This is a genomic window from Pseudomonas sp. BN515 (genome assembly GCF_029873155.1).
Classification (GTDB): Bacteria; Pseudomonadota; Gammaproteobacteria; order Pseudomonadales; family Pseudomonadaceae; genus Metapseudomonas.
Window position 1 is genome coordinate 22883 of record NZ_SSOH01000020.1, and the last position, 22326, is coordinate 45208.

At 65.3% G+C, this 22326-nt stretch carries 21 protein-coding genes; 14 read left to right on the forward strand and 7 right to left on the reverse strand.

Going from position 1 to position 22326, the window contains the following annotated elements:
- Positions 1–66 precede the first annotated feature (66 nt).
- The 3 genes from E8E91_RS04815 to E8E91_RS04825 all read right to left on the reverse strand — a co-directional run bounded on the left by E8E91_RS04815 (position 67) and on the right by E8E91_RS04825 (position 1943).
- Positions 67–831, reverse strand: coding sequence for a TOBE domain-containing protein (locus E8E91_RS04815; RefSeq protein ID WP_280374831.1), 765 nt, complete (start codon positions 829–831; stop codon positions 67–69).
- 65 nt (positions 832–896) lie between these two features.
- Positions 897–1625, reverse strand: a complete 729-nt coding sequence (locus E8E91_RS04820) for a ComF family protein (RefSeq protein ID WP_280374832.1) — start codon at positions 1623–1625, stop codon at positions 897–899.
- 24 nt (positions 1626–1649) lie between these two features.
- Positions 1650–1943, reverse strand: coding sequence for a hypothetical protein (locus E8E91_RS04825; protein ID WP_190834269.1), 294 nt, complete (start codon positions 1941–1943; stop codon positions 1650–1652).
- Positions 1944–2167: 224 nt separating this feature from the next.
- Between E8E91_RS04825 and bioB the strand changes: the two genes are divergently transcribed.
- The 10 genes from bioB (at position 2168) to E8E91_RS04875 (ending at position 14451) form a co-directional block, all read left to right on the forward strand.
- Positions 2168–3226: a biotin synthase BioB gene (gene bioB / locus E8E91_RS04830; protein ID WP_280374833.1), complete on the forward strand. Its 1059-nt coding sequence runs from the start codon at positions 2168–2170 to the stop codon at positions 3224–3226.
- 98 nt (positions 3227–3324) lie between these two features.
- A complete protein-coding gene (gene bioF / locus E8E91_RS04835) occupies positions 3325–4506 on the forward strand; it encodes an 8-amino-7-oxononanoate synthase (protein ID WP_280374834.1) in 1182 nt (393 codons plus the stop codon).
- The gene (locus tag E8E91_RS04840) at positions 4499–5224 is read left to right on the forward strand and encodes an alpha/beta fold hydrolase (RefSeq protein WP_280374835.1); all 726 of its coding nucleotides are present in this window, start codon (positions 4499–4501) and stop codon (positions 5222–5224) included. The genes bioF and E8E91_RS04840 overlap by 8 nt, the downstream gene beginning before the upstream one ends.
- A complete protein-coding gene (bioC, locus tag E8E91_RS04845; protein WP_280374836.1) occupies positions 5217–6032 on the forward strand; it encodes a malonyl-ACP O-methyltransferase BioC in 816 nt (271 codons plus the stop codon). Before E8E91_RS04840 ends, bioC begins: the two co-directional genes overlap by 8 nt.
- Position 6033: 1 nt before the next feature.
- Positions 6034–6729 (forward strand): dethiobiotin synthase, encoded by a 696-nt coding sequence (bioD, locus tag E8E91_RS04850; RefSeq protein WP_280374837.1) that lies wholly within the window; start codon positions 6034–6036, stop codon positions 6727–6729.
- A gap of 63 nt (positions 6730–6792) precedes the next feature.
- A complete protein-coding gene (locus E8E91_RS04855; protein WP_280365713.1) occupies positions 6793–7038 on the forward strand; it encodes a hypothetical protein in 246 nt (81 codons plus the stop codon).
- Positions 7039–7318: 280 nt separating this feature from the next.
- Positions 7319–9124: a phenylacyl-CoA dehydrogenase gene (locus E8E91_RS04860; protein ID WP_280374838.1), complete on the forward strand. Its 1806-nt coding sequence runs from the start codon at positions 7319–7321 to the stop codon at positions 9122–9124.
- Positions 9125–9288: 164 nt separating this feature from the next.
- Positions 9289–10584 carry a GGDEF domain-containing protein gene (locus E8E91_RS04865; RefSeq protein WP_280374839.1) on the forward strand — a complete coding sequence of 432 codons (1296 nt, stop codon included), beginning with the start codon at positions 9289–9291 and terminating at the stop codon, positions 10582–10584.
- 108 nt (positions 10585–10692) lie between these two features.
- Complete coding sequence (locus E8E91_RS04870; RefSeq protein WP_280374840.1) at positions 10693–12486, forward strand: acyl-CoA dehydrogenase C-terminal domain-containing protein; 1794 nt, start codon at positions 10693–10695, stop codon at positions 12484–12486.
- 186 nt (positions 12487–12672) lie between these two features.
- On the forward strand, positions 12673–14451 hold the full coding sequence (locus E8E91_RS04875) for an acyl-CoA dehydrogenase C-terminal domain-containing protein (protein ID WP_280374841.1): 1779 nt from the start codon (positions 12673–12675) through the stop codon (positions 14449–14451).
- A 217-nt stretch (positions 14452–14668) separates the two neighbouring features.
- Here the strand turns inward: E8E91_RS04875 and E8E91_RS04880 are convergent, their stop codons facing one another.
- A complete protein-coding gene (locus tag E8E91_RS04880; protein ID WP_280374842.1) occupies positions 14669–15319 on the reverse strand; it encodes an endonuclease in 651 nt (216 codons plus the stop codon).
- A gap of 369 nt (positions 15320–15688) precedes the next feature.
- Complete coding sequence (locus E8E91_RS04885) at positions 15689–16588, reverse strand: LysR substrate-binding domain-containing protein (RefSeq protein WP_280374843.1); 900 nt, start codon at positions 16586–16588, stop codon at positions 15689–15691.
- Positions 16589–16691: 103 nt separating this feature from the next.
- Between E8E91_RS04885 and E8E91_RS04890 the strand changes: the two genes are divergently transcribed.
- From E8E91_RS04890 to E8E91_RS04905, 4 genes are read left to right on the forward strand one after another with little or no spacing between them, the layout of a single operon-like run.
- On the forward strand, positions 16692–17390 hold the full coding sequence (locus E8E91_RS04890; RefSeq protein ID WP_280374844.1) for an MOSC domain-containing protein: 699 nt from the start codon (positions 16692–16694) through the stop codon (positions 17388–17390).
- Positions 17387–17626, forward strand: a complete 240-nt coding sequence (locus tag E8E91_RS04895; protein ID WP_280374845.1) for a hypothetical protein — start codon at positions 17387–17389, stop codon at positions 17624–17626. Before E8E91_RS04890 ends, E8E91_RS04895 begins: the two co-directional genes overlap by 4 nt.
- Complete coding sequence (locus E8E91_RS04900; RefSeq protein WP_280374846.1) at positions 17619–18815, forward strand: acetylornithine transaminase; 1197 nt, start codon at positions 17619–17621, stop codon at positions 18813–18815. The genes E8E91_RS04895 and E8E91_RS04900 overlap by 8 nt, the downstream gene beginning before the upstream one ends.
- Before the next feature lies 1 nt (position 18816).
- Positions 18817–19521 carry a type 1 glutamine amidotransferase gene (locus E8E91_RS04905; RefSeq protein WP_280374847.1) on the forward strand — a complete coding sequence of 235 codons (705 nt, stop codon included), beginning with the start codon at positions 18817–18819 and terminating at the stop codon, positions 19519–19521.
- 120 nt (positions 19522–19641) lie between these two features.
- Here the strand turns inward: E8E91_RS04905 and E8E91_RS04910 are convergent, their stop codons facing one another.
- Entirely contained in the window at positions 19642–20436 is a 795-nt protein-coding gene (locus tag E8E91_RS04910) for a carbon-nitrogen hydrolase family protein (protein WP_280374848.1), read from the reverse strand.
- Between the two features lie 14 nt (positions 20437–20450).
- Positions 20451–22133, reverse strand: coding sequence for an NAD(P)/FAD-dependent oxidoreductase (locus tag E8E91_RS04915; protein WP_280374849.1), 1683 nt, complete (start codon positions 22131–22133; stop codon positions 20451–20453).
- Between the last annotated feature and the right edge of the window lie 193 nt (positions 22134–22326).

Below are 22326 nucleotides of genomic sequence, written 5' to 3' on the forward strand. Positions count from 1 at the left end.
AGGCTCCGGCAGTCAGGCGCCCAGTCTATCCCTGCCGGCGATTTGCTGCGCGTTGGAATAAGAGCCTCAGAGCGCGGTGCCGAGCAGGACCTGGCCAGGGGCGAACTGTGCGCGGACTTCGTCGCCGGGCTTGAGGCCGGGCTGTGCCAGGCGCTCGGGTTCGACCAGGGCACAGAGGGTCTGGCCGCTGGGCAGGGCGATGCGGACTTCGCTGGGGCCGTCGGCGGCGTCGAGGATTTCCTCGATCCGGCCCTGCAGCTGGTTCAGTGATTCGTCGCCCGGTTCGGAAAGCGGCTGCAGGCGCAGCCAGCCGGCCTTGATCAGCGCCACCACGCCGCGGCCCGGGGCCAGTTCCAGCTTTTCGGTGCTGTCGCGGGTGATCTGCGCCAGCAGGCGGGCGCCTCCAGCCAGTTCGACCTTCACCAGGTCATTGCGGCCCTTGGGCTGGATGTCGAGCACTCGGCCGCTCAGTTGATTGCGAGCGCTGGTGCGCAGCATGAGGCGGCCCAGCAGCTCAAGGTCCTGTTCGCTTTCGGCGCTTTCCAGCAGGCGCGCTTGCAGGCTTTCCAGGCGCTTGTAGAGCGCCAGCAGGCGCTCGCCCTCGGCGGACAGTCGTGCACCGCCACCACCCTTGCCCCCCACCGAGCGTTCCACCAGGGGCCGCTCGGCGAGGTTGTTCAGCTCGTCGATGGCGTCCCACGCGGCCTTGTAGCTCAGCCCGGCGGCCTTGGCAGCGCGGGTGATCGAACCTTGCACGGCAATCTGCTCCAGCAGCGCCAGACGCTGCGGGCGGCGGGTGAGTTGCTGGGTGAGGGCGCTGGTCAGGCTCATGGGCAGGCGGATCGTCAGGGGTTCTGGCGCGCAGGCTGCGCCCGCGGGCCCATCGCGTCAAGCCTTCAGCGGTCGCCAGGGCGAGGCGTGCGCGCCAGACAGTAGACGTCCACCCGCGTCGCGCCGGCCCGCTTGAGCAAGCGGGCGAGGAAATGCGCGGTGGTGCCTGTTGTCAGCACATCGTCCACCAGCGCGACATGCAAGCCCTTCACGTCCGCTCGCGGCGCCAGGGCAAAGGCGTGGCGCAGGTTACGGCGCCGTGCGGCGGCGTCCAGTCCCTGCTGGGGCGGCCCGTCCTCGACCCGCTGCAGCCAGTCATCTTGCACTGTGATGTCCAGCCTTTTGCCCAGCCAGCGCGCCAGCATCTGTGCCTGGTTGAAGCCGCGCTTGCGCAGGCGGGGTGGAGCCAGCGGAACCGGCAGAAGCGCGGCGGGACGCGGCAATCCGTCATTGAAGGCATGCTCCAGATGGCGCGCGAGCAGTTCCCCGAGGAGACGACCTTGGGGCCAGTTGCCCTGATGCTTGAAGCGGGTGATCAGGCTGTCCACCGGAAAGCCGTAGCGCCAGACGGCCTCCACCCGGCTGAAGGGTGGCGGCCGTTTCAGGCATTCGCCGCACGGCAGTCCATGGGTGGGCAAGGGCAGGGCGCACACCGAGCAATGCCCGGCGAGCCAGGGGAGTTCGGCCTCACAACCGCTGCAGATGGGCAGGCTGCCGCCCGGCGCGCGACAGAGCAGGCAGGTGGGCGTGTGACGAAGCCAGTCCGGCCGCAGCCGGGCGAGCAGAGCGAACATGGTCCCCTCCGTGGGACATGGAATTCAGACGATCAGCCAGCTCATCACCACCAGGCCAAGGAAGGTGAGCACCAGGCCGCCAATGATGGACTTGCGAATGAAGGCGCGGATGCCGCTGTAGAGCAGGAGCAGACCGATGACCAGCAGGAACAGGCTGAAGAAAGACACGTCCATGCCGATGGCCCGCGCCAGCCCGTTGAAAAAGTCGTCGATGGCCTGGCCAATGCCGCCCAGCACGCCAGAGAGCAGGTCGACGAAGAAGCGGATGACGGTGCCGATCATCCGGCCGAGCCACTCGAAAAATCCTTCGGTACGCATTGCGATGTATTGCTCCTTCAGCGGCGGGCTGCCCTGGATTGGAGCTGCGCCGGGAAATCTGGTTCAGTGGTTTGAGTGATTAAAAAATGATCAGATGTCGACCTGTGTCGTAATCCTGGTTGACAGCGTCACAGCTCAACTTATGATGCCCTAAGCCTGAATTCCCGGAATTTTGTTCCGGGTATCCCCGACAAAGGCGCCCTACAGCGTCGAAGGAAACCTCCATGAGTGCAACCGCATCCATCGCTACCCGTCACGACTGGTCCCTCGCCGAGGTGAAGGCGTTGTTCGAACAGCCGTTCAATGACCTGCTGTTCCACGCCCAGACGGTCCACCGCGCGAACTTCGACCCGAACCGGGTACAGGTTTCCACCCTGCTGTCGATCAAGACCGGCGCCTGCCCGGAAGACTGCAAGTATTGCCCCCAGTCCGGTCACTACAACACCGGCCTGGACAAGGAAAAACTGATGGAAGTGCAGAAGGTGCTCGAAGCCGCTGCCGAAGCCAAGGCCATCGGTTCCACCCGCTTCTGCATGGGCGCCGCCTGGAAGCACCCGTCCGCCAAGGACATGCCCTACGTGCTGGAAATGGTGAAGGGCGTGAAGAAACTCGGCCTGGAAACCTGCATGACCCTTGGTCGCCTGGACCAGGAGCAGACCAAGGCCCTCGCCGACGCCGGCCTGGACTACTACAACCACAACCTGGATACCTCTCCGGAGTTCTACGGCAACATCATCACCACCCGCACCTACAGCGAGCGTCTGCAGACCCTGGCCTACGTGCGCGAGGCGGGGATGAAGATCTGCTCCGGTGGCATCCTCGGCATGGGCGAGTCGGTGGACGACCGCGCCGGGCTGCTGATTCAGCTGGCCAACCTGCCCGAGCACCCCGAGTCGGTGCCGATCAACATGCTGGTTAAAGTGAAGGGCACTCCCCTGGCCGAGGAGAAGGACGTCGATCCGTTCGACTTCATCCGCACCCTGGCGGTGGCCCGCATCATGATGCCGAAGTCCCATGTGCGCTTGTCCGCCGGCCGCGAGCAGATGAACGAGCAGATGCAGGCCCTGGCTTTCATGGCGGGCGCCAACTCGATCTTCTACGGCGAGAAGCTGCTGACCACCAAGAACCCGCAGGCCGAGAAAGACATGCAGCTGTTCGCCCGTCTCGGTATCAAGCCGGAAGAGCGCGAAGAGCACGCCGACGAAGTGCACCAGGCCGCCATCGAGCAGGCCCTGGTCGAACAGCGCGACTCGCAGCTGTTCTACGACGCCGCTTCCGCCTGATACCGCGTCATCGAACCCTGTAGGAGCGAGCTTGCTCGCGAAGGGCGGCTCCTGCAGGTTCGCCAGCAAGCTGGCTCCTACGAAAAACCGAACCGCCCATGCCTTTTGATCTCGCCTCGCGCCTTGCCGTCCGCCATGCGGAAAACCTCTATCGCCAGCGCCCATTGCTGGAAAGCCCCCAGGGACCGGAGGTGGTGGTGGACGGCCGCCCCATGCTGGCTTTCTGCTCCAACGATTACCTGGGCCTGGCCGACCACCCCGAGGTGAAGGCCGCCCTGCAACGTGGCGTAGAGCGCTGGGGCGCCGGTGGTGGCGCTTCGCACCTGGTGATCGGCCATAGCGGCCCGCACCACGATCTGGAACTGGCCCTGGCCGAGTTCACTGGCAGACCTCGCGCGCTGCTGTTCTCCACCGGCTACATGGCCAATCTGGGCGCGGTCACCGCGCTGCTGGCCAAGGGCGATACCGTGCTGGAGGACCGTCTCAATCACGCGTCCCTTCTGGATGCCGGGCTGCTCTCGGGGGCGCGTTTCTCGCGCTATCTGCACAACGACGTGGACAGCCTGTCCAGCCGTCTTGAAAAGGCGGAAGGCAATACCCTGGTAGTGACCGACGGCGTGTTCAGCATGGACGGCGACCTCGCGGAGCTGCCGGCCATCTGCGCCGCCGCAAAAGCCCGTGGCGCCTGGGTGATGGTGGACGATGCCCATGGTTTCGGTCCGCTGGGCGCCACTGGCGGCGGCATCGTTGAACACTTCGGCCTGAGCCAGGACGATGTGCCCGTGCTGGTGGGCACCCTGGGCAAGGCCTTTGGCACCGCCGGCGCCTTCGTCGCCGGTAGCGAAGAGCTGATCGAGACGCTGATCCAGTTCGCCCGCCCCTACATCTACACCACCAGCCAGCCCCCGGCCGTGGCCTGCGCCACCCTGAAGAGCCTGGAGCTGCTGCAGCGCGAAAGCTGGCGCCGTGAGCACCTGAACAAGCTGATCCAGCGCTTCCGCGAGGGGGCAGCCGAAATCGGCCTGACCCTGATGGACAGCCCGACGCCGATCCAGCCGATCCTGATCGGCGACAGCGCCCGCGCCCTGAAACTTTCCGCCCTCTTGCGAGATCGCGGCATCCTGGTCGGCGCGATCCGCCCGCCGACCGTGCCGGCCGGCAGTGCGCGACTGCGCGTCACTTTCTCCGCCGCTCACAGCGAAGAGCAGCTTGAATCCTTGCTGAGTGCCCTGGCCGAGTGCTGGGCAACCCTGGCGAAGGAGGAAGCCCCCGATGCGTGAGCGCCTGATTCTGCTGCCTGGCTGGGCCATTGGCCCGGCTGCCCTCGAACCCCTGCGTGAAGCCCTGCTGGAGCGTGCGCCGCACCTGGCGGTGGAGATCGAACCCTTGCCCGCCCTGGACCAGGCCGGCGCCTGGCTCGACGAGCTGGACGCCCGCTTGCCCCAGGACAGCTGGCTGGCCGGCTGGTCCCTCGGTGGCATGCTCGCTGCGCAACTGGCCGCGCGACGGGGCGACGCCTGCCGCGGCCTGATCGGGTTGTGCAGCAACATGAGTTTCCGCGACCGCGATGACTGGCCCTGCGCCATGTCCCAGGAAATCTTCGGGGCCTTCTACGAGGCCTGCCGCCTCGACCCCGCGCAGACCTTGAAGCGCTTCACCATGCTGGTGGCCCAGGGCGCGCGGGATGCCCGTACCCTGGCGCGGCAACTCCAGGTCACCCAGGTGCCCGCCGAGCCCAAGGTGCTGGAGGCCGGCCTGCGCCTGCTCGATGTGCTCGACATCCGCGCGGCGATTCAGGGCTTTGGCGGCCCGCAGCTGCACCTGTTCGCCGGACGCGATGCACTGGTGCCGGCCACCGCCGCCGATGCGCTGCTGGAATGGCTGCCGGATGTGGAAGCGCAGGTTTTCGCCGATGCCAGCCACGGCCTGCCACTGGAGCGGCCGGAGGAGGTCGCGGCGACCATCCTCGACTTCATGCGCGAGGGTCACGATGTCTGATCCACGGATCGCTGCCGAGGCCGAAGGTCATCTGCCGGACAAGCGCCAGGTGGCGGCGTCCTTTTCCCGCGCGGCGGACAGCTACGACAGCGTCGCCGCCCTGCAACGGGCGGTCGGCCGCGAGCTGCTGAGCCGGCTGCCGCAAGGCGTCGAGCCGCAGCGCTGGCTCGACCTGGGTTGTGGCACCGGTTACTTCTCCCGAGCCCTGGCCGAGCGCTTTCCCGCAGGCGACGGCCTGGCCGTGGACATCGCCGAAGGCATGCTGCGCCACGCCCGTCCGCTGGGCGGTGCGCGGCGCTTCATCGCCGGGGATGCCGAGCATCTGCCATTGGCCAGCGGCACCCAGCAACTGATTTTCTCCAGCCTCGCCGTGCAGTGGTGCGCCGACTTCGCCGCCGTGCTCGCCGAGGCCCGTCGCGTCCTGCAGCCCGGAGGTGTATTCGCCTTCAGCAGCCTCTGCGTCGGCACCCTGCAGGAGCTGCGCGACAGTTGGCAGGCGGTGGATGGCTTCGTCCACGTCAACCGTTTCCGCCGCCTGGAGGACTATCAGGACCTCTGCGCCGCCAGTGGCCTGCTGCCGCTTGACCTGGGCAGCGAGCCCCAGGTGCTGCACTACGCCGATCTGCGCACCCTGACCCACGAACTAAAGGCCCTTGGCGCCCACAACCTCAATCCCGGCCGCCCCGGCGGACTGACCGGACGGGCGCGCATCCTGGCGCTGGTGGACGCCTATGAGCGCTTCCGCCAGCCACAGGGCCTGCCGGCCACCTACCAGGTGGTCTACGGCGTACTGAAGAAGGAAGACTGAAATGGCGGCCGCCTACTTCGTGACCGGTACCGACACCGAGATCGGCAAGACCACCATTGCCGCTGGGCTGCTGCACGCTGCCCGGACACTGGGGTTGTCCACCGCAGCAGCCAAGCCGGTGGCGTCCGGCTGCGAGGAGACCGCCGACGGCCTGCGCAACAGCGATGCCCTGGCGCTGCTGGGCGAATGCACGCTGCCGCTGGCCTATGAGGAGGTCAATCCGCTGGCCTTCGCACCGGCCATCGCGCCGCACCTCGCCGCACGTGAGGCCGGCATCCGCCTGGATGTGGACGCCCTTGCCGATCCGGTACGCCGGGTCCTGGCCATGGGTGCCGATTTCAGCCTGGTGGAAGGGGCTGGCGGCTGGCGCGTGCCCTTGGCCGGCTCGGCCACCCTGTCCGACCTGCCTCTCGCCCTTGGTCTGCCGGTGATCCTGGTAGTCGGCGTGCGGCTGGGCTGCATCAACCATGCGCTGCTGACTGCTGAAGCGATCCAGCGTGATGGCCTGGCCCTCGCTGGTTGGGTCGCCAACGTGGTCGACCCGCAGACATCGCGCCTGGAGGAGAACCTCGCCACCCTGGCCGAGCGTCTGCCGGCACCTTGCCTGGGTCGCGTGCCGCACCTGGCCGAGGCAAGCCCGGCGGCGGTGGCGCGCCATCTCGATCTTGCGCCGCTCGGTACGTTCGTCCAGCGCTGATTGCACACTGCCACGCCGGCTGCTTCAATTGCCGGCATCGTCAAACGAGCTTCGGTATCCGCCATGGAAATCCAGGGAAGTGGCTTCAGCGCAGGACTCGGCGCCATCCAGTCCGGCCAGCGCATGGTCGAGAAGGCCGCCGGCGAAATCGCCAGCAGCACGGTCGCAGGCGCCGACTCGCAGCAACCCGCCGACCTCACCACCATCCTGCTCGCCCTCGAGGCCGGCAAAGTCCAGGCCGAAGCCGGCAGCATGGTCGCCAAGGCCACTGACCAGATGATCGGCAGCCTCATCGACACCTTCGCCTGATCCCCCCAAGGGCCGCTTCTCGCGGCCCTTTTTGCATCCTCACCTTCCTGCCTCGTTCCGGCGCTGTCGCGCTGATTCTTGATCTTTACTGTCTTCAGGCAGGGCCTTCGGCTGCCTGCCAGGGAGATGACCGGTCGGTCGGGCACAGCGCTTGACAGGGAATTGGCGTAAACGTATGTTTCAAACGCCTGTTTGATTGCTCCCGCAATCACCACAAATGCCGTTAGCGACCGGCGCTCCGGTCAGCTGAACCAGGAACCCACTGCAGAGGTTTACCGCTATGCCTGATTACAAGGCCCCCTTGCGTGATATTCGCTTCGTTCGTGACGAACTGCTCGGCTACGAAGCGCACTATCAGAGCCTGCCTGGCTGCCAGGACGCTACCCCGGACATGGTCGACGCCATCCTCGAAGAGGGTGCCAAGTTCTGTGAGCAGGTAATCGCTCCGCTGAACCGTGTGGGTGACACCGAGGGCTGCACCTGGAGCGAGTCCGGCGTGAAGACCCCGACCGGCTTCAAGGAAGCCTACAAGCAGTTCGTCGAAGGCGGCTGGCCGAGCCTGGCCCACGACGTCGATCACGGCGGCCAAGGCCTGCCGGAATCCCTGGGCCTGGCCATCAGCGAGATGGTTGGCGAGGCCAACTGGTCCTGGGGCATGTACCCCGGCCTGTCCCATGGCGCGATGAACACCCTGTCCGCCCATGGCACCGACGAGCAGAAGCACACCTACCTGACCAAGCTGGTATCCGGCGAGTGGACCGGCACCATGTGCCTGACCGAGCCGCATTGCGGTACCGACCTGGGCATGCTGCGCACCAAGGCCGAGCCCCAGGCTGATGGTTCCTACAAGGTTTCCGGCACCAAGATCTTCATCTCCGCCGGTGAGCACGACATGGCCGACAACATCGTCCATATCGTCCTGGCCCGCCTGCCCGACGCTCCGGCCGGCACCAAGGGTATTTCCCTGTTCATCGTTCCGAAGTTCATGCCGAACGCCGATGGTTCGGCCGGCGAGCGCAACGCCGTTTCCTGCGGTTCCATCGAGCACAAGATGGGCATCCACGGCAACGCCACCTGCGTGATGAACTTCGACGGCGCCACCGGCTTCCTGATCGGCCCGGCGAACAAAGGCCTGAACTGCATGTTCACCTTCATGAACACCGCTCGTCTGGGTACCGCGCTGCAAGGCCTGGCCCACGCCGAAATCGGTTTCCAGGGTGGTATCAAGTACGCTCGCGAGCGTCTGCAGATGCGTTCCCTGACTGGCCCGAAAGCGCCGGACAAGGCTGCCGACCCGATCATCGTCCACCCGGACGTACGTCGCATGCTGCTGACCATGAAGGCCTTCGCCGAAGGCAACCGCGCCATGGTCTACTTCACCGCCAAGCAGGTGGACATCGTCAAGTACAGCCAGGACGAAGAGCAGAAGAAAGCTGCTGACGGCCTGCTGGCCTTCCTGACCCCCATCGCCAAGGCCTTCATGACCGAAGTGGGCTTCGAGTCCGCTTCTCACGGCATGCAGATCTACGGCGGCCACGGCTTCATCAGCGAGTGGGGCATGGAGCAGAACCTGCGTGACTGCCGCATCTCCATGATGTACGAAGGCACCACCGGCGTTCAGGCCCTCGACCTGCTGGGCCGCAAGATCCTGATGACCCAGGGCGAAGCGCTGAAGGGCTTCACCAAGATCGTGCACAAGTTCTGCCAGGCCAACGAAGCCAACGAAGCCGTCAAGGAATTCGTCGAGCCTCTGGCCAAGCTGAACAAGGAGTGGGGCGAGCTGACCATGAAGATCGGCATGGCCGCCATGAAGGACCGCGAGGAAGTGGGTGCCGCTTCGGTGGACTACCTGATGTACTCCGGTTACGCCTGCCTGGCCTACTTCTGGGCCGACATGGCTCGCCTGGCTGCCGAGAAGCTGGCCGCCGGCGAAGGCGACGCCGCCTTCTACAAGGCCAAGCTGCAGACCGCGCGTTTCTACTTCAAGCGCATCCTGCCGCGTACCCGCACCCACGTGGAAACCATGCTGTCCGGTGCGAGCAACCTGATGGACCTGGCCGAAGAAGATTTCGACCTGGGTTACTAAGGTTCAGCGCTACACGAAGAGCCCGCCTTTTGGCGGGCTTTTTCGTTCCGGGCATTGAGTTGTGCGGAAGTTCGCAGCGCCGCCCTGTGCGCATGTCTCGCGGCTGTGCAATCATATCGCCATCTCGATATTTCCCCGTCTTTCGAATCCCAGGATCAGACCCCGTGCGGCCTCGTGTGTCTTATCGCGTCAGCCATTTCCTGCCTCCCTTGCTGCTGGTGGTCGGGGGCGGGGTGGTGGGCTCGCTGTCGGGGATGAACGAGTTCTTCACCTCCCTCTTCAACGTGCTGCCCACCTTGCTCCTGTTGCTGGGCGGCGCCTTCTGCTCGGCGTATGGCCGAGTGCGCCAGGTGGCGCTGCTGCTGGTGGTCTACCTGGCCTACTACCAGCTCGATACCCAGGTCGATTACTACCAGGCCGAGCGGGTGGTGAGAGAGGACGCCGGACTGGTCTTCCATCTCGCCAGCCTGCTGCTGCCCACGCTCTACGGCCTGTATGGCTGCTGGGAGGAACGCACGCACCTGCTGCAGGATTTTGTCGCCCGTGGTGCGGTGCTGGTGGCCGTGCTCGGCGTGACAGTGGCACTGGGCAGCAACTACCCGGACGCGCTGCTGGGCTTCATCGGGCAGATCCACTGGCCCCTGCTCCACGGCAGCTGGATGACCCTGGTGCAACTGGCCTACCTGGCGTTCGTCGTCGCCCTGGTGGCGGTGCTGGTCACCTACCTGCGCCAGCCGCGGCCGCAGCATGCGGCTCAATTGCTCGGACTGGTCGGCCTGCTGTGGATGTTGCCCAAGACCTTCCTGCTGCCCCACGCGCTCCACGTAATGAGCAGCCTGGTGATGCTCGCGCTCACCGCGTCCGTGGCCCATGAGGCCTACCAGATGGCCTTCCGCGACGAACTCACCGGATTACCCGGCCGCCGCGCGCTGAACGAGCGTCTACGGCGCCTCGGGCGCAACTACGTGCTGGCGATGACCGACGTCGACCACTTCAAGAAATTCAACGACACCTATGGCCACGATGTGGGCGACCAGGTGCTGCGCCTGGTGGCCAGTCGTCTGCGCAAGGTGGGCGGCGGTGGCAAGGCGTACCGCTACGGCGGCGAGGAATTCACCATCCTCTTCCCCGGCAAGTCGGTGGAAGAGTGCATGCCTCACCTGGAAGCCGTGCGCCAGGCCATCGAGCAGTACCAGATGCACCTGCGCGACCAGGACAGCCGGCCGAAGAGTGACGACACCGGTCGTGCCAAGCGTGGGGCCGCCAGCGGGCAGACCGTGTCGGTGACCATCAGCATCGGGGTGGCCGAACGGGATGCCGAACAGCGCACCCCGGAAGAAGTCATCAAGGCTGCCGACCAGGCGCTCTACAGTGCCAAGAGCGCTGGGCGCAATCGGGTCTTCCGCCATGGCGAGAATCGCCGGGGGGCGGTGCGGGTGAAAAAGACCGTCAGTAGCTGAGGCGGCCGGTTATGACGCTCCATTCAGCAGCGGTAGCGTCGTTGTAGGGGAGGTGGGTGCAAAGTAGGGTCGGACGATCGAGTGCTGCCCTCACAAGGAGAACCTGCCATGCCCGAATACAAGGCCCCGCTGCGCGACATCCGTTTCCTCATCGACGAAGTCTTCGACTACCCGGCCAGCTACGCGGCGCTGGGCGCCAGTGACGCCACCCCGGACATGGTTGCCGCCATCCTCGAAGAAGGCGCCAGGTTCTGCGAACAGGTGCTCTCGCCCATCAACCGTTCCGGCGATGAAGAAGAGTGCCAGTGGCGCGACGGCGTGGTGACCACGCCCAAGGGCTTCAAGGAAGCCTTCGCCCAGTACGTCGAAGGCGGTTGGAACGGCCTGGCGGCGGACCCAGCCTATGGTGGCCAGGGCCTGCCCCATTCCCTCGGGCTGATCATCAGCGAGATGGTCGCCTCGGCCAACCAATCCTGGGCCATGTACCCGGGCCTTACCCACGGCGCCATGTCGGCCATCCACGCCCACGGCACCGAAGAGCAGAAGCAGACCTACCTGACCCGTCTCACCGAAGGCCGCTGGACCGGCACCATGTGCCTCACCGAGCCCCATTGCGGCACCGACCTTGGCATCATCAAGACCCGCGCCGTGCCCCAGGCCGACGGCAGCTATGCGATCTCCGGCACCAAGATTTTCATCTCCGCCGGCGAACACGACATGAGCGAGAACATCATCCACCTCGTGCTGGCCAAGCTCCCCGATGCACCGGCGGGCACCAAGGGCATTTCGCTGTTCATCGTGCCCAAGTTCCTCCCGTCCGAAGAGGGCGTTGGCGAGCGCAACGCCGTGTCCTGCGGCTCCATCGAACACAAGATGGGCATCAAGGCTTCTGCCACCTGCGTGATGAACTTCGACGGCGCCACGGGCTTCCTCATCGGCGAAGCCAACAAGGGCCTGAACTGCATGTTCACCATGATGAACCACGCCCGCCTGGGCACCGGCATGCAAGGCCTCTGCCTCGGCGAAGCCAGCTACCAGGGCGCCGTGCGTTATGCCAATGACCGCCTGCAGATGCGCGCCCTCACCGGGCCCAAGGCACCGGACAAGCCGGCCGACCCGATCATCGTGCACCCCGATGTGCGTCGCATGTTGCTGACCATGAAGGCCTTCAATGAGGGCAACCGCGCCCTGGCCTACTTCACCGCCCAGCAGCTGGACATCGCCCATCGCAGCGACAGCGCCGAGCAGCGCGAAGAAGCCGAGAACCTGCTCGCCTTCCTCACCCCGATCTGCAAGGCCTTCATGACTGATTCCGGCCTTGAAGCCACCAACCTCGGCATGCAGGTGTTCGGCGGCCACGGCTACATCCGCGAATGGGGGATGGAACAGCTGGTGCGCGATTGCCGCATCGCCCCGATCTATGAGGGCACTAACGGCATCCAGGCGCTCGACCTGCTGGGCCGCAAGGTGCTGGGCAGCCAGGGCAAGCTGCTGCGCGGCTTCACCAAACTGATCCACAAGTTCTGCCAGGCCCAGGCTGAACATCCGCGCTTCAAGGCACAGGTGGCCGAGCTGGCGCGTCTCAACCAGCAGTGGGGCGAGCTGACCCAGAAGGTCGGCATGGCCGCCATGAAGAACCCGGACGAAGTCGGCGCCGCCGCCCTCGACTACCTCATGTACTCCGGCTACATCACCCTGGCCTGGTTCTGGCTACGCATGGCCCTGGTGGCTGAAGCCAAGCTACAGGCGGGCGAGGGCGACAGCGCCTACTATCAGACCAAGCTGGCGACCTGCGATTTCTACTTCAAGCGCCTGCTGCCGCGCACCGAGGCCCACCGGGCGGCGGTGGAGGCGGGCAGCGATTGCCTGATGCAGTTGCCGGCAGAGAACTTCTCGCTCTGACCCCGCCGATGGACGGTCGAAGGCCCGCCTGGAGCGGGCCTTTTCCTTTATATCGGGGTGCGTGACTGGATGAGACTATATGGTCACTAAGTGACACTATGTCTCTAAAAAGTTGTTCATGTACACTCCGGGTCTATCCGTGAAACCGGCCCCACTGGCCACCTGTGAGTGATTACGAGGTTTGCAATGGCTGACTACAAAGCGCCCCTGCGCGATATGCGCTTCGTCCTCAATGAAGTCTTCGAGGTCGCCAAGCTCTGGGCTGAGCTGCCTGCCCTGGCCGAAGTGGTCGACGCCGACACCGCCTCCGCCATCCTGGAAGAAGCCGGCAAGGTCACCGGCGGCGTGATCGCCCCGCTGAACCGCAGTGGCGACGAAGAAGGCTGCCAGTGGAAAGATGGTGCCGTGAGCACCCCGGCCGGTTTCCCTGCGGCCTACCAGACCTACGCCGAAGGTGGCTGGGTCGGCGTGGGCGGTGACCCCGTCTTCGGCGGCATGGGCATGCCCAAGGTCATCTCCGCCCAGGTGGAAGAGATGGTCAACGCGGCCAACCTGTCCTTCGGCCTGTACCCGATGCTGACCGCCGGCGCCTGCCTGTCGATCAACGCCCACGCCAGCGAAGAGCTGAAGGAAAAGTACCTGCCGAACATGTACGCGGGTGTCTGGTCCGGCTCCATGTGCCTGACCGAACCGCATGCCGGTACCGACCTCGGCATCATCCGCACCAAGGCCGAACCCCAGGCCGACGGTAGCTACAAGATCACCGGCACCAAGATCTTCATCACCGGTGGCGAGCACGACCTGACCGAGAACATCATCCACCTGGTACTGGCCAAGCTGCCTGACGCCCCGGCAGGTCCCAAGGGCATCTCGCTGTTCCTCGTGCCGAAGGTGATGGTCAACGCCGATGGCTCCCTGGGCGAGCAGAACGCCGTGTCCTGTGGTTCCATCGAACACAAGATGGGCATCAAGGGCTCGGCCACCTGCGTGATGAACTTCGACGGCGCCACCGGCTACATCGTCGACGCCCCGAACAAGGGCCTGGCCGCCATGTTCACCATGATGAACTACGAGCGTCTTGGCGTGGGTATCCAGGGCCTGGCCTCCGGCGAGCGTTCCTACCAGAGCGCCGTGGAATACGCCCGCGAGCGTATCCAGAGCCGCGCGCCGACCGGTCCGGTTGCCAAGGAAAAGGCTGCTGACCCGATCATCGTCCACCCGGACGTGCGTCGCATGCTGCTGACCATGAAAGCGGCCAACGAAGGCGGTCGTGCCTTCTCCAGCTACGTCGCCATGCAGCTCGACACCGCCAAGTACAGCGAAGATGCCACCATCCGTAAACGTGCGGAGGAGCTGGTCGCCCTGCTGACCCCGGTGGCCAAGGCGTTCCTCACCGACCTCGGTCTGGAAACCACCGTCCACGGCCAGCAGGTCTTCGGCGGTCACGGCTTCATCCGCGAGTGGGGCCAGGAGCAACTGGTGCGTGACGTGCGCATCACCCAGATCTACGAAGGCACCAACGGCATCCAGGCGCTCGACCTGGTGGGCCGCAAAGTCGTGGCCAGCGGTGGCGCGTTCTACAAGCACTTCGCCGATGAGATCAAAGCCTTCGCCAATGGCGCTTCCGCCGAGCTGGCCGAGTTCACCGAGCCGCTGAAAGCTGCCGTCGCCAACCTCGACGAGCTGACCGCCTGGGTCCTGGACCGCGCGAAGAACAACCCGAACGAGATCGGTGCCGCCTCGGTGGAATACCTCCACGTGTTCGGCTACACCGCCTACGCCTACATGTGGGCCCTGATGGCTCGCGCTGCCCTGGGCAAGGAAGGTCAGGACGACTTCTACGCCAGCAAGCTCGGCACCGCGCGCTTCTACTTCGCCCGCCTGCTGCCGCGCATCCACTCCCTGACCGCCTCGGTGAAGGCCGGCAGCGAGTCGCTCTACCTGCTGGACGCCGAGCAGTTCTGATCGGCACTCCGCAATGACAAGGCCCCGCACTCGCGGGGCTTTGTTTTTTCTGGGATGCCTTTCTGTAGGGGCGAATTCATTCGCGATGGGCCGCACCGCGGCCCCGTAGGTTGGTTCCGAGGAACGAGGCCCAACGGCGTGGGGTGAGTCCGCCGCGTTGGCTTTCGCAAGCTCTACCCAACCTACGAAAAGCGGGTACTGCTCCCACAAGGGGCCATCACGGCTGCAGCGAATCCGCCAGGCTCGGATCGTCGATGTAGCGATTGCGGTTACCCTGGAGGGCCTCGATACGGCTGTTGCGAGCGCGTTCCTCGTCGTCCACCGGGTCCAGGCGGTTCCACTGCTGGAACATCTGCAGCTGCCCGACGATGGGCAGGCCGTATTCGGTACGCATATAGAAGATCGCCCGTGCCACGTTGCCCTTGGCGGCGTCGCGGGGCTCCACCAGTTGGTACGCGGATTTGAAGTCGCAATCGGCCAATGTGCTCTGACCGCCATCGCCCACAGTGCCGAACAGGGCGTTGCGTCGCGCGAGTTCGATGCGCGACTGGTCCGGGTAGAGGTTGTGCAGGTCGGCAAGCATGTAGGGATATTGCGGGTTGGCCGTCTGGCACTGGCTGTCGGTGATGCAGCGCAAGGCGCTCTTGATCTGCTTGGTGCTGTACACCGGGCTGGCGCTCAATAGGCCACCGGGGCTGCTGAAGGCCTTGCCGCAATAGAGGGTGGTGCCGCCGTTTGCATAGAGCTGTTGCCAGAAGGCCTGCTCGACCGCGGCCTTGGGATCGGCCAGGCGATCCTGGCCACCGGCGAATGCGAAACCGGCGGCAACGGCCGCCAGACAGGAGAGGGCAGTAACGACTTGGCGCATGGTTGACCCTGGGACCGCCTTGTCGGGGTCTGTTGTTCTTGTAGGACAAAACGAGTCTAACAAGAGCACCGTGCCCAAACCAAGACCAACCGATCGCTTGCTTGGTTGCACCTTCGGTTGCAATAAGACTCCCAGGATTAATCGCTAAATCGTGTAAGCATTGGCTTACACGCGCTGGTGGCTATAACTCCTTTCGGGCCCAAGCGAGCGGGATTAATCTTCACTCCATTGGACGTCGCGCAGGAAGCGCACTGAAAAACAGGGATACGCCGGAATTCCGCCAGGATGGCGGTCAGATCAGGGATGTCGGGACACAGTCTGCAAAACCTCGCTTCGGCGGGGTTTTTCTTTTTCTGCATCCCGGAAATCCTAGAGCAGCGGTTCCTTCGGGCCGATCACGCCTTCCAACAGCGAGCGCAGCAGTTCCAGGGTCGCTTGTTGACGCTGCGCATCGCGAAACACCAATCCCACCTTCAATGGCACCCGTGGCTCACTCAGTGGCTTCCACAGCAGGCCCTGGTTGGCGTGCATCTGCCTTGCACGGCCGGGCAGGACAGTAGCCAGCATGGTGTGCGGCAGGCTGTCGAGGATGCCGGCCATATGGTTCAGCTCCGCCTGCACGTGGGGGCGCCGACCGAGCAGGGCGAGTTGCTCCTGCCAGATCTGCCGCACGCGGAATTCCTCACCCAGAAGCAGCATCGGCAGCTCGGAAGCCTGGCTCAGCGACACCTTCTTGAACTCCTTCAGCGGGTGTTCATTGGGAATCACCAGCTGCAGTTCGTCCTCGTACAGCAACAGGCTGTGCAGCCCCGGCTGGCGCGGTGGCAGGAAGCCGATGCCGATGTCCAGGTTGCCGGTGAGCAAGCGCCGCTCAATATCCAGGCCAGACAGTTCGTAGATCTGCACCACCAGTTGCGGCTGCGCCTCGCGCAGGCGCTCCAGCAGCATTGGTACCAGCGACGCATTGACTGTCTGTAGCACGCCGATGGCCAGGCTGCGCGGCGACTGGCCACGGAAGCTGCGCAAGGCCTCGCGGGCGCGTTCCAGGCCGTCCAGCAGCGGCAGGGCGTGGTTGTACAGGGTGTGAGCGGCGAGCGTTGGCAGCAGGCGCTTGCCGCTGCGCTGGAACAAGCTGACGTCCAGGCCCTGTTCCAACTGGCGGATCTGCTGCGAAAGCGCCGGTTGCGACAGGCTCAGGCGCTCGGCGGCGCGGCCCACATGACCTTCCTCGTAAAGCGCGACGAAGTAGCGAAGCTGGCGAAAATCCATAAGCGTTACTTATCGATAAAGCTGGAAAATCGAAATGGCCCGGAGTGCCACAAGCCCATAGCCTATGCTGCGTAGAGACTGTTTCTCGCGCTGGAGAGGGCGAATGTCTGCGTTAGTCGTCAATGGGGTTTTCATAGGTAAAGCCGAAGATATAGGGGGCGGCTTGTCCAGTGCAATCGACAAGCTGCCGATCGACCACCGCCTCTGGCTCTGGCCCCAGGGCCTGGGCAGCGACGAACAGGGTGACCCGCGATTCCATGGCGGCCCTGAACGCGCCCTGCATCACTACCCCGCTGAACACTACCGCTACTGGCGCAAGCATTACCGTCACCTCGACTGGCAGGCGCCGAGCTTTGGCGAAAACCTGTCCACCTACGGCCTGACCGAAGACCAGGTGTGCATCGGCGATATCTTCCGCTGGGGCCAGGCATTCATCCAGGTCAGCCAACCGCGTTCGCCCTGCTATCGCCTGAGCCGCCGCTGGGGCATTCCCGGCCTGCCCGAGCAGGTGCAGGAGAGCGGCCGCTGTGGCTGGTTCTACCGCGTCCTGCGACCGGGCTTCGTCAGCCGTGAAGACGCCCTGGAACTGATCCAGCGCAGCTACCCCGGCCTGACCGTCGCCCACGCCATCCAGAGCTTCTTCCACTACCCGCTGGAGCACGCCGGCCTGCAGCAGTTGCAGCAGTGCGAAGCGCTGTCCACACGCTGGCGCGACACGGCCGCGCGCCGCCTGAGCAGCGGTCTTGTCGAAGACTGGAAAGCCCGCCTGCAGGGGCTGCCGCTGGAGGGGATGCGCGCATGAGTGACTACCGCATCAGCCTGCACCGCGAGGACGTATTGCTGGCGGAACTCAGTGTCAGCCAGGCGCGCTACGTCGAGTTGACCCGCGAGCTCCGCGCGCGTTTCCCCCGTGAGGACGGCTTCAGCCTGCACATCGAACGACGTCGCGAAGTGCGCCGAATCCTCGAGCAGAGCCCGGACGGCCTGCGCCTGCTGAGCGTCGAATACCGCCACGAAAAGGTCCCCGAGCATGCGTGACCCTCTCGCCAGCCTGCGCCTGATGAAGACCGTGGAACGCCCGGCGCAGCTCTTCGTGCGTGGCCAGGGTTCCTGGCTCTGGGACTCCGAAAGCCGCGCCTACCTGGACTTCACCCAGGGCTGGGCGGTCAACAGCCTGGGCCACAGCCCCAGCGTGGTGGTGGACGCCCTCAAGCGACAGGCAGAAAGCCTGATCAACCCCGGCCCGGCCTATTACAACCGCGGCATGCTCGAACTGGCCTCGCGCTTGTGCCAGGCCAGCGGCAGCGACCAGGTCTACTTCCTCAACAGCGGCGCCGAGGCCAACGAAGGCGCCATCAAGCTGGCGCGCAAGTGGGGCCAGCTGCATCGGGGCGGCGCCCATCGCATCGTCACCGCCTGCAACAGCTTCCACGGCCGCACCCTGGCGGCCATGTCCGCGTCCGGCAAACCGGCCTTCGAAGCGCTGTTCGAACCCAAGGTACCCGGTTTCACCAAGGTCCCCTACAACGATCTCGAAGCCCTGGCCGCCGCGGTGGATGAGCAAACCGTTGCCGTGATGCTGGAGCCGGTTCAGGGCGAGGCCGGCGTCGTGCCCGCCACATTGGATTACCTGCAGGGAGCCGAGCGCCTGTGCCGCGAACGGGGTGTGTTGCTGATCCTCGACGAAGTGCAGACCGGCATCGGCCGTTGCGGCACCCTGCTGGCCGAAGAGCTGTACGGCATCCGCGCCGACATCATCACCCTTGGCAAGGGCCTGGGCGGCGGTGTGCCCCTGGCGGCGCTGCTGGCCCGTGGCAACGCCTGCTGCTTCGAGCCGGGCGAGCAGGGCGGCACCTACCACGGCAACGCCCTGATGACCGCCGCCGGCCTGGCGGTGCTGGACACCGTGCTGGAGCCGGGCTTCATGGAGCAGGTGCGCGATGTGGCCCAGCACCTGCGCGAAGGCCTGGCGCGGGTGTCCCGCCGTCACGGCCATGGTCCCCTGCGTGGCCACGGCTTGATGGTCGGCCTGCCGCTGATCCATCAGTCCGCGCCGCTGGTGGCCCGCCATGCCCTCAATGAAGGGCTGCTGATCAACGCGCCGCAGCCGGACTGCCTGCGCTTCACTCCGGCGCTGACCGTAAGCCGCGCCAATGTCGATGAAATGCTCAAGCGCCTGAACCGCGCCTTCGCACTGGCCAAGAGCAACCCCCTGGAGATTGCCTGACATGCGCGTCGCCATCCTGCAGCACGCTCCTTTCGAAGGCCCCGGCCGCATCAGCCAATGGCTCGACCTGCGCGCTGCCAAGGTGCAGGTGTTCAATCTTTACGCCGATGCGCGCCTGCCCAAGCCTGATGACTTCGACCTGTTGATCGTCATGGGCGGTCCCATGAGCGTGCATGACGAGGAAGCACTGCCCTGGCTCAAGGCTGAGAAGAAACTGATCCGCAAATCGCTGGATGCCGGCAAGCGGATACTCGGTATCTGCCTGGGCGGCCAGCTCCTGGCCCAGGCGCTGGGGGCCGAGGTGCGCAAGGGCGAGGCGGAGATCGGCTGGTGGCCCATGGAAAAACGCCCCGAAGCGGACCGCTCCCCGTTGGGCCGCATGTTGCCCCAGCGTCTGCTGGCGATGCATTGGCACGGCGAGACCTTCGACCTGCCGGCGGGCGCCATCCCGCTCTATGGCTCGGCGGCCTGCGCCAACCAGGGCTTCGTCTGGAAAGAGCGCGCCATCGCCCTGCAATGCCATCTGGAAGGCACCCCGGAAAGCATCGAGGCGATGCTGGACGCCTGCGCGGCGGACCTGGAACTGTCCGGCTCGGTGGAGGATGCGGCCGCCATCCGCGATGGCTTCCCCCACTGCAGCGCCCTGGCGCCGACCCTGTTCCGACTGCTGGATTACCTCACCGGGCCGCATGCTTCACTGACCTGATGGCAAAACTTGTAGGGGCGAATTCAATCGCCAAGGGCAGCGAAGCTGCCCCAACGCATTGCAAGGCAGCCCTGCGGCCTGCTTGGCGAATGAATTCGCCCCTACAGGATTTCAGCCCAACTACAGCAATGGGCGATACAACTCCGCCCGCCGATCCCTGAGGTAGGTCAGGCTCTGCCGCGAAGCCTCCAGCTTGTCCCGCTTGAGGTCGGCGAAGGCCAGGGTCTCCTCGCGGCCGCAGATAGCGGCCTGGCTGCCGTCCGGTGCGGAAACGCTGGAGAGGCCGCAGTAGCGGATCTCCCCTTCAGCGCCGCAGTAGTTGGCGTAGGCCAGGTAGCACTGGCTTTCGAAGGCACGGGTGCGCACCAGCACGTCGCAGACGAAGTCGTACGGCTCCATGTTGGCGGTCGGCACCAGAATCGCGTCAGCGCCGGCCAGGGCCAGGCGCCGCACGTTTTCCGGGAACTCCACGTCGTAGCAGATCAGCATCCCCAGCTTCCAGCCGTTCAGTTCCAGCAGCGGATAGTCGTCACCGCCGGCACTGAACATGCTCCGGTCCAGCTCACCGAAGAGGTGGGTCTTGCGGTAATTGCCAAGACGCTGGCCCTGCGCATCGATCAGTTGCACCGAGTTGTAGATGTGTCCCTCGGCGCTGCGCTCCGGGTAGCCGTAGAGCAGGGCAACGCCATGCTCGCGGGCGATTCCGGCTACCTGCTCGGCCCAGTCGCCGTCGGCGGCCTGCGCCAGGTGGCTGACCGCTTCCAGTCCGATGTTGTAGCCGCTGAGGTACATCTCCGGTGTGACCAGCAGCGCCGCGCCGCGCCGGGCCGCCTCGGCCGCCCGCTGGCGCAGGCGGTCGAGGTTGGCCGCAGGCTCCAGCGGCAGGGGCGGGCACTGATAGAGGGCGATGCGCATGGACGTCTCCTGAGTCAGTCCGGCAGGGCGATGGGGCCGAGCTCGGCGAAGCAGTCGCCCGGGCCGGGGTTCTCGGCCGGGGTGCTGCCGCCGAAGTGCTTCATGATGCCCCATACCGAGTTGAGCGAGGTCTGCACCGCTCCTTCCACCCAGGCCGGGGTCCAGGACACGTCGTCACCGGCGATGAAGATGCCGCGCTGCTCGGCGGGCATGTCGTCCTGCATGAAGTGCGCGTACATGCGCTGGTTGTAGCGGTAGTGACCCGGCAGCGCGCCCTTGAAGGCGCCGAGGAAATGCGGGTCGGATTCCCAGGAAATGGTGATGGGGTCGCCGATGATGTGGCTGGCGATGTCCACGTCCGGGTAGATCTTCTTCAGCGCGTCCAGGGCCAGCTTCACGCGTTTCTCCACCGGGTGCGGCAGCATCTTCAGCGCATCGCTCATCCAGGAGTACGACAGGCAGATCACGCCCGGCTTGTCGTCGCCGTTGTCGAACAGGTAGGTGCCGCGGGTGAGGCGGTCGGTGAGGGTCATGCTCAGGGTGTCGCGGCCGGTCTGCGGGTCCTTGTCCTTCCAGAACGGGCGGTCGACCATCACGAAGGTCTTGGACGACTGCATGTAGCGGGTGCGGTCCAGGGCCATCCACATCTTCTGCGAGAACAGCGATTCCTCGCACTCGATCTGGGTGGTCAGCAGCCAGCTCTGGCAGGTGGCGAGCACCGCCGCGTAGTGGCGGGTGTCCCCCCAGTTGTCGGTGACGGCGATGCGGCCATCGGCGGCGCGGGCGATGCGCTTCACGCCGGGGCGGGCCGCGCCGTTGTGCAGGGACGCCAGGCTGGTGCCCGCCGGCCAGTGCACGCATTTCTCGGGGACGTGGCGCCAGATGCCCATGGGCACCTGCTGCACGCCGCCGACGATCAGGTGCTGGTTGTCGTCGCAGGCGGTCATCACCACGCGGAAGATTTCCAGCATCGAGTTCGGGAAGTCCGAGTCCCAGCCGCCGGTGCCGAAGCCCACCTGGCCGAACACCTCGCGGTGGTGGAAGGACAGCTTGGCGAAGGCCTTGGAGCTGGCCACGAAGTCGTAGAAGGTGCGGTCGTCCCAGAGCGGCACCAGGGTGTCCCACAGCTCCTTCAGGCGCTTCACGTCGCGATCGCGAATGGCCTGCTGGATGTCGCCGAAGCGGGCGCCGTCTTCCAGCGCATCGGCCCAGGCGTCGGCCACTTCCTGGAAGAGTGCCGGCAGGTCGGCCATCTTCTCGGCGTAGTAGGTCTTGCCCTCAAGGTCGATGACCGTGCTGCCCGAGGCCGGTGTCAGCGGGTTGGGGAAGGGCTGGGTCTTGAGACCCAGCATGTCCACGTAGTGGTAGAAGGCGGTGGAGGAGGCCGGGAAGCGCATGCCGCCCAGCTCGGCGATGATGCCGTCGGTGCCTTCGAAGGTTTGCGAACGCAGGCGCCCGCCCATTTTCGAGGCTTCGTACACCACGGGTTTCAGGCCCAGCTTCATCAGCTCGTAGGCCGCTACCAGGCCGGCGATACCGGCACCGACGATGGCCACCTCGGCACCATGATGCTCGGCGGGAATGCTGCCCAGGCCGGCCGGATGCTGAATCCAGTCATCGAAGGCGAAGGGGAAGTCCGGACCGAAGATGGTGATGGGTTTCTTGCCGTCGGCGGGGTGACGATTGTTGTTGTTCATGCTGGACCTTGAAGGCTTGTGGAAGAGCGGCCCGTTGGGCGCGGTGGGGCCATTCTAGGGAGCGTCGTTTTCGTCCATAAGACGCAAAGTGTCGTCATTTGGAGCGCTGGTAATACAAAGTGACGACAGAAAAGTTAATAGTGACGAATCTGCTTCACGCGTCCCTTTCCCAGGCTAGTCGGCGAGAGAAGTA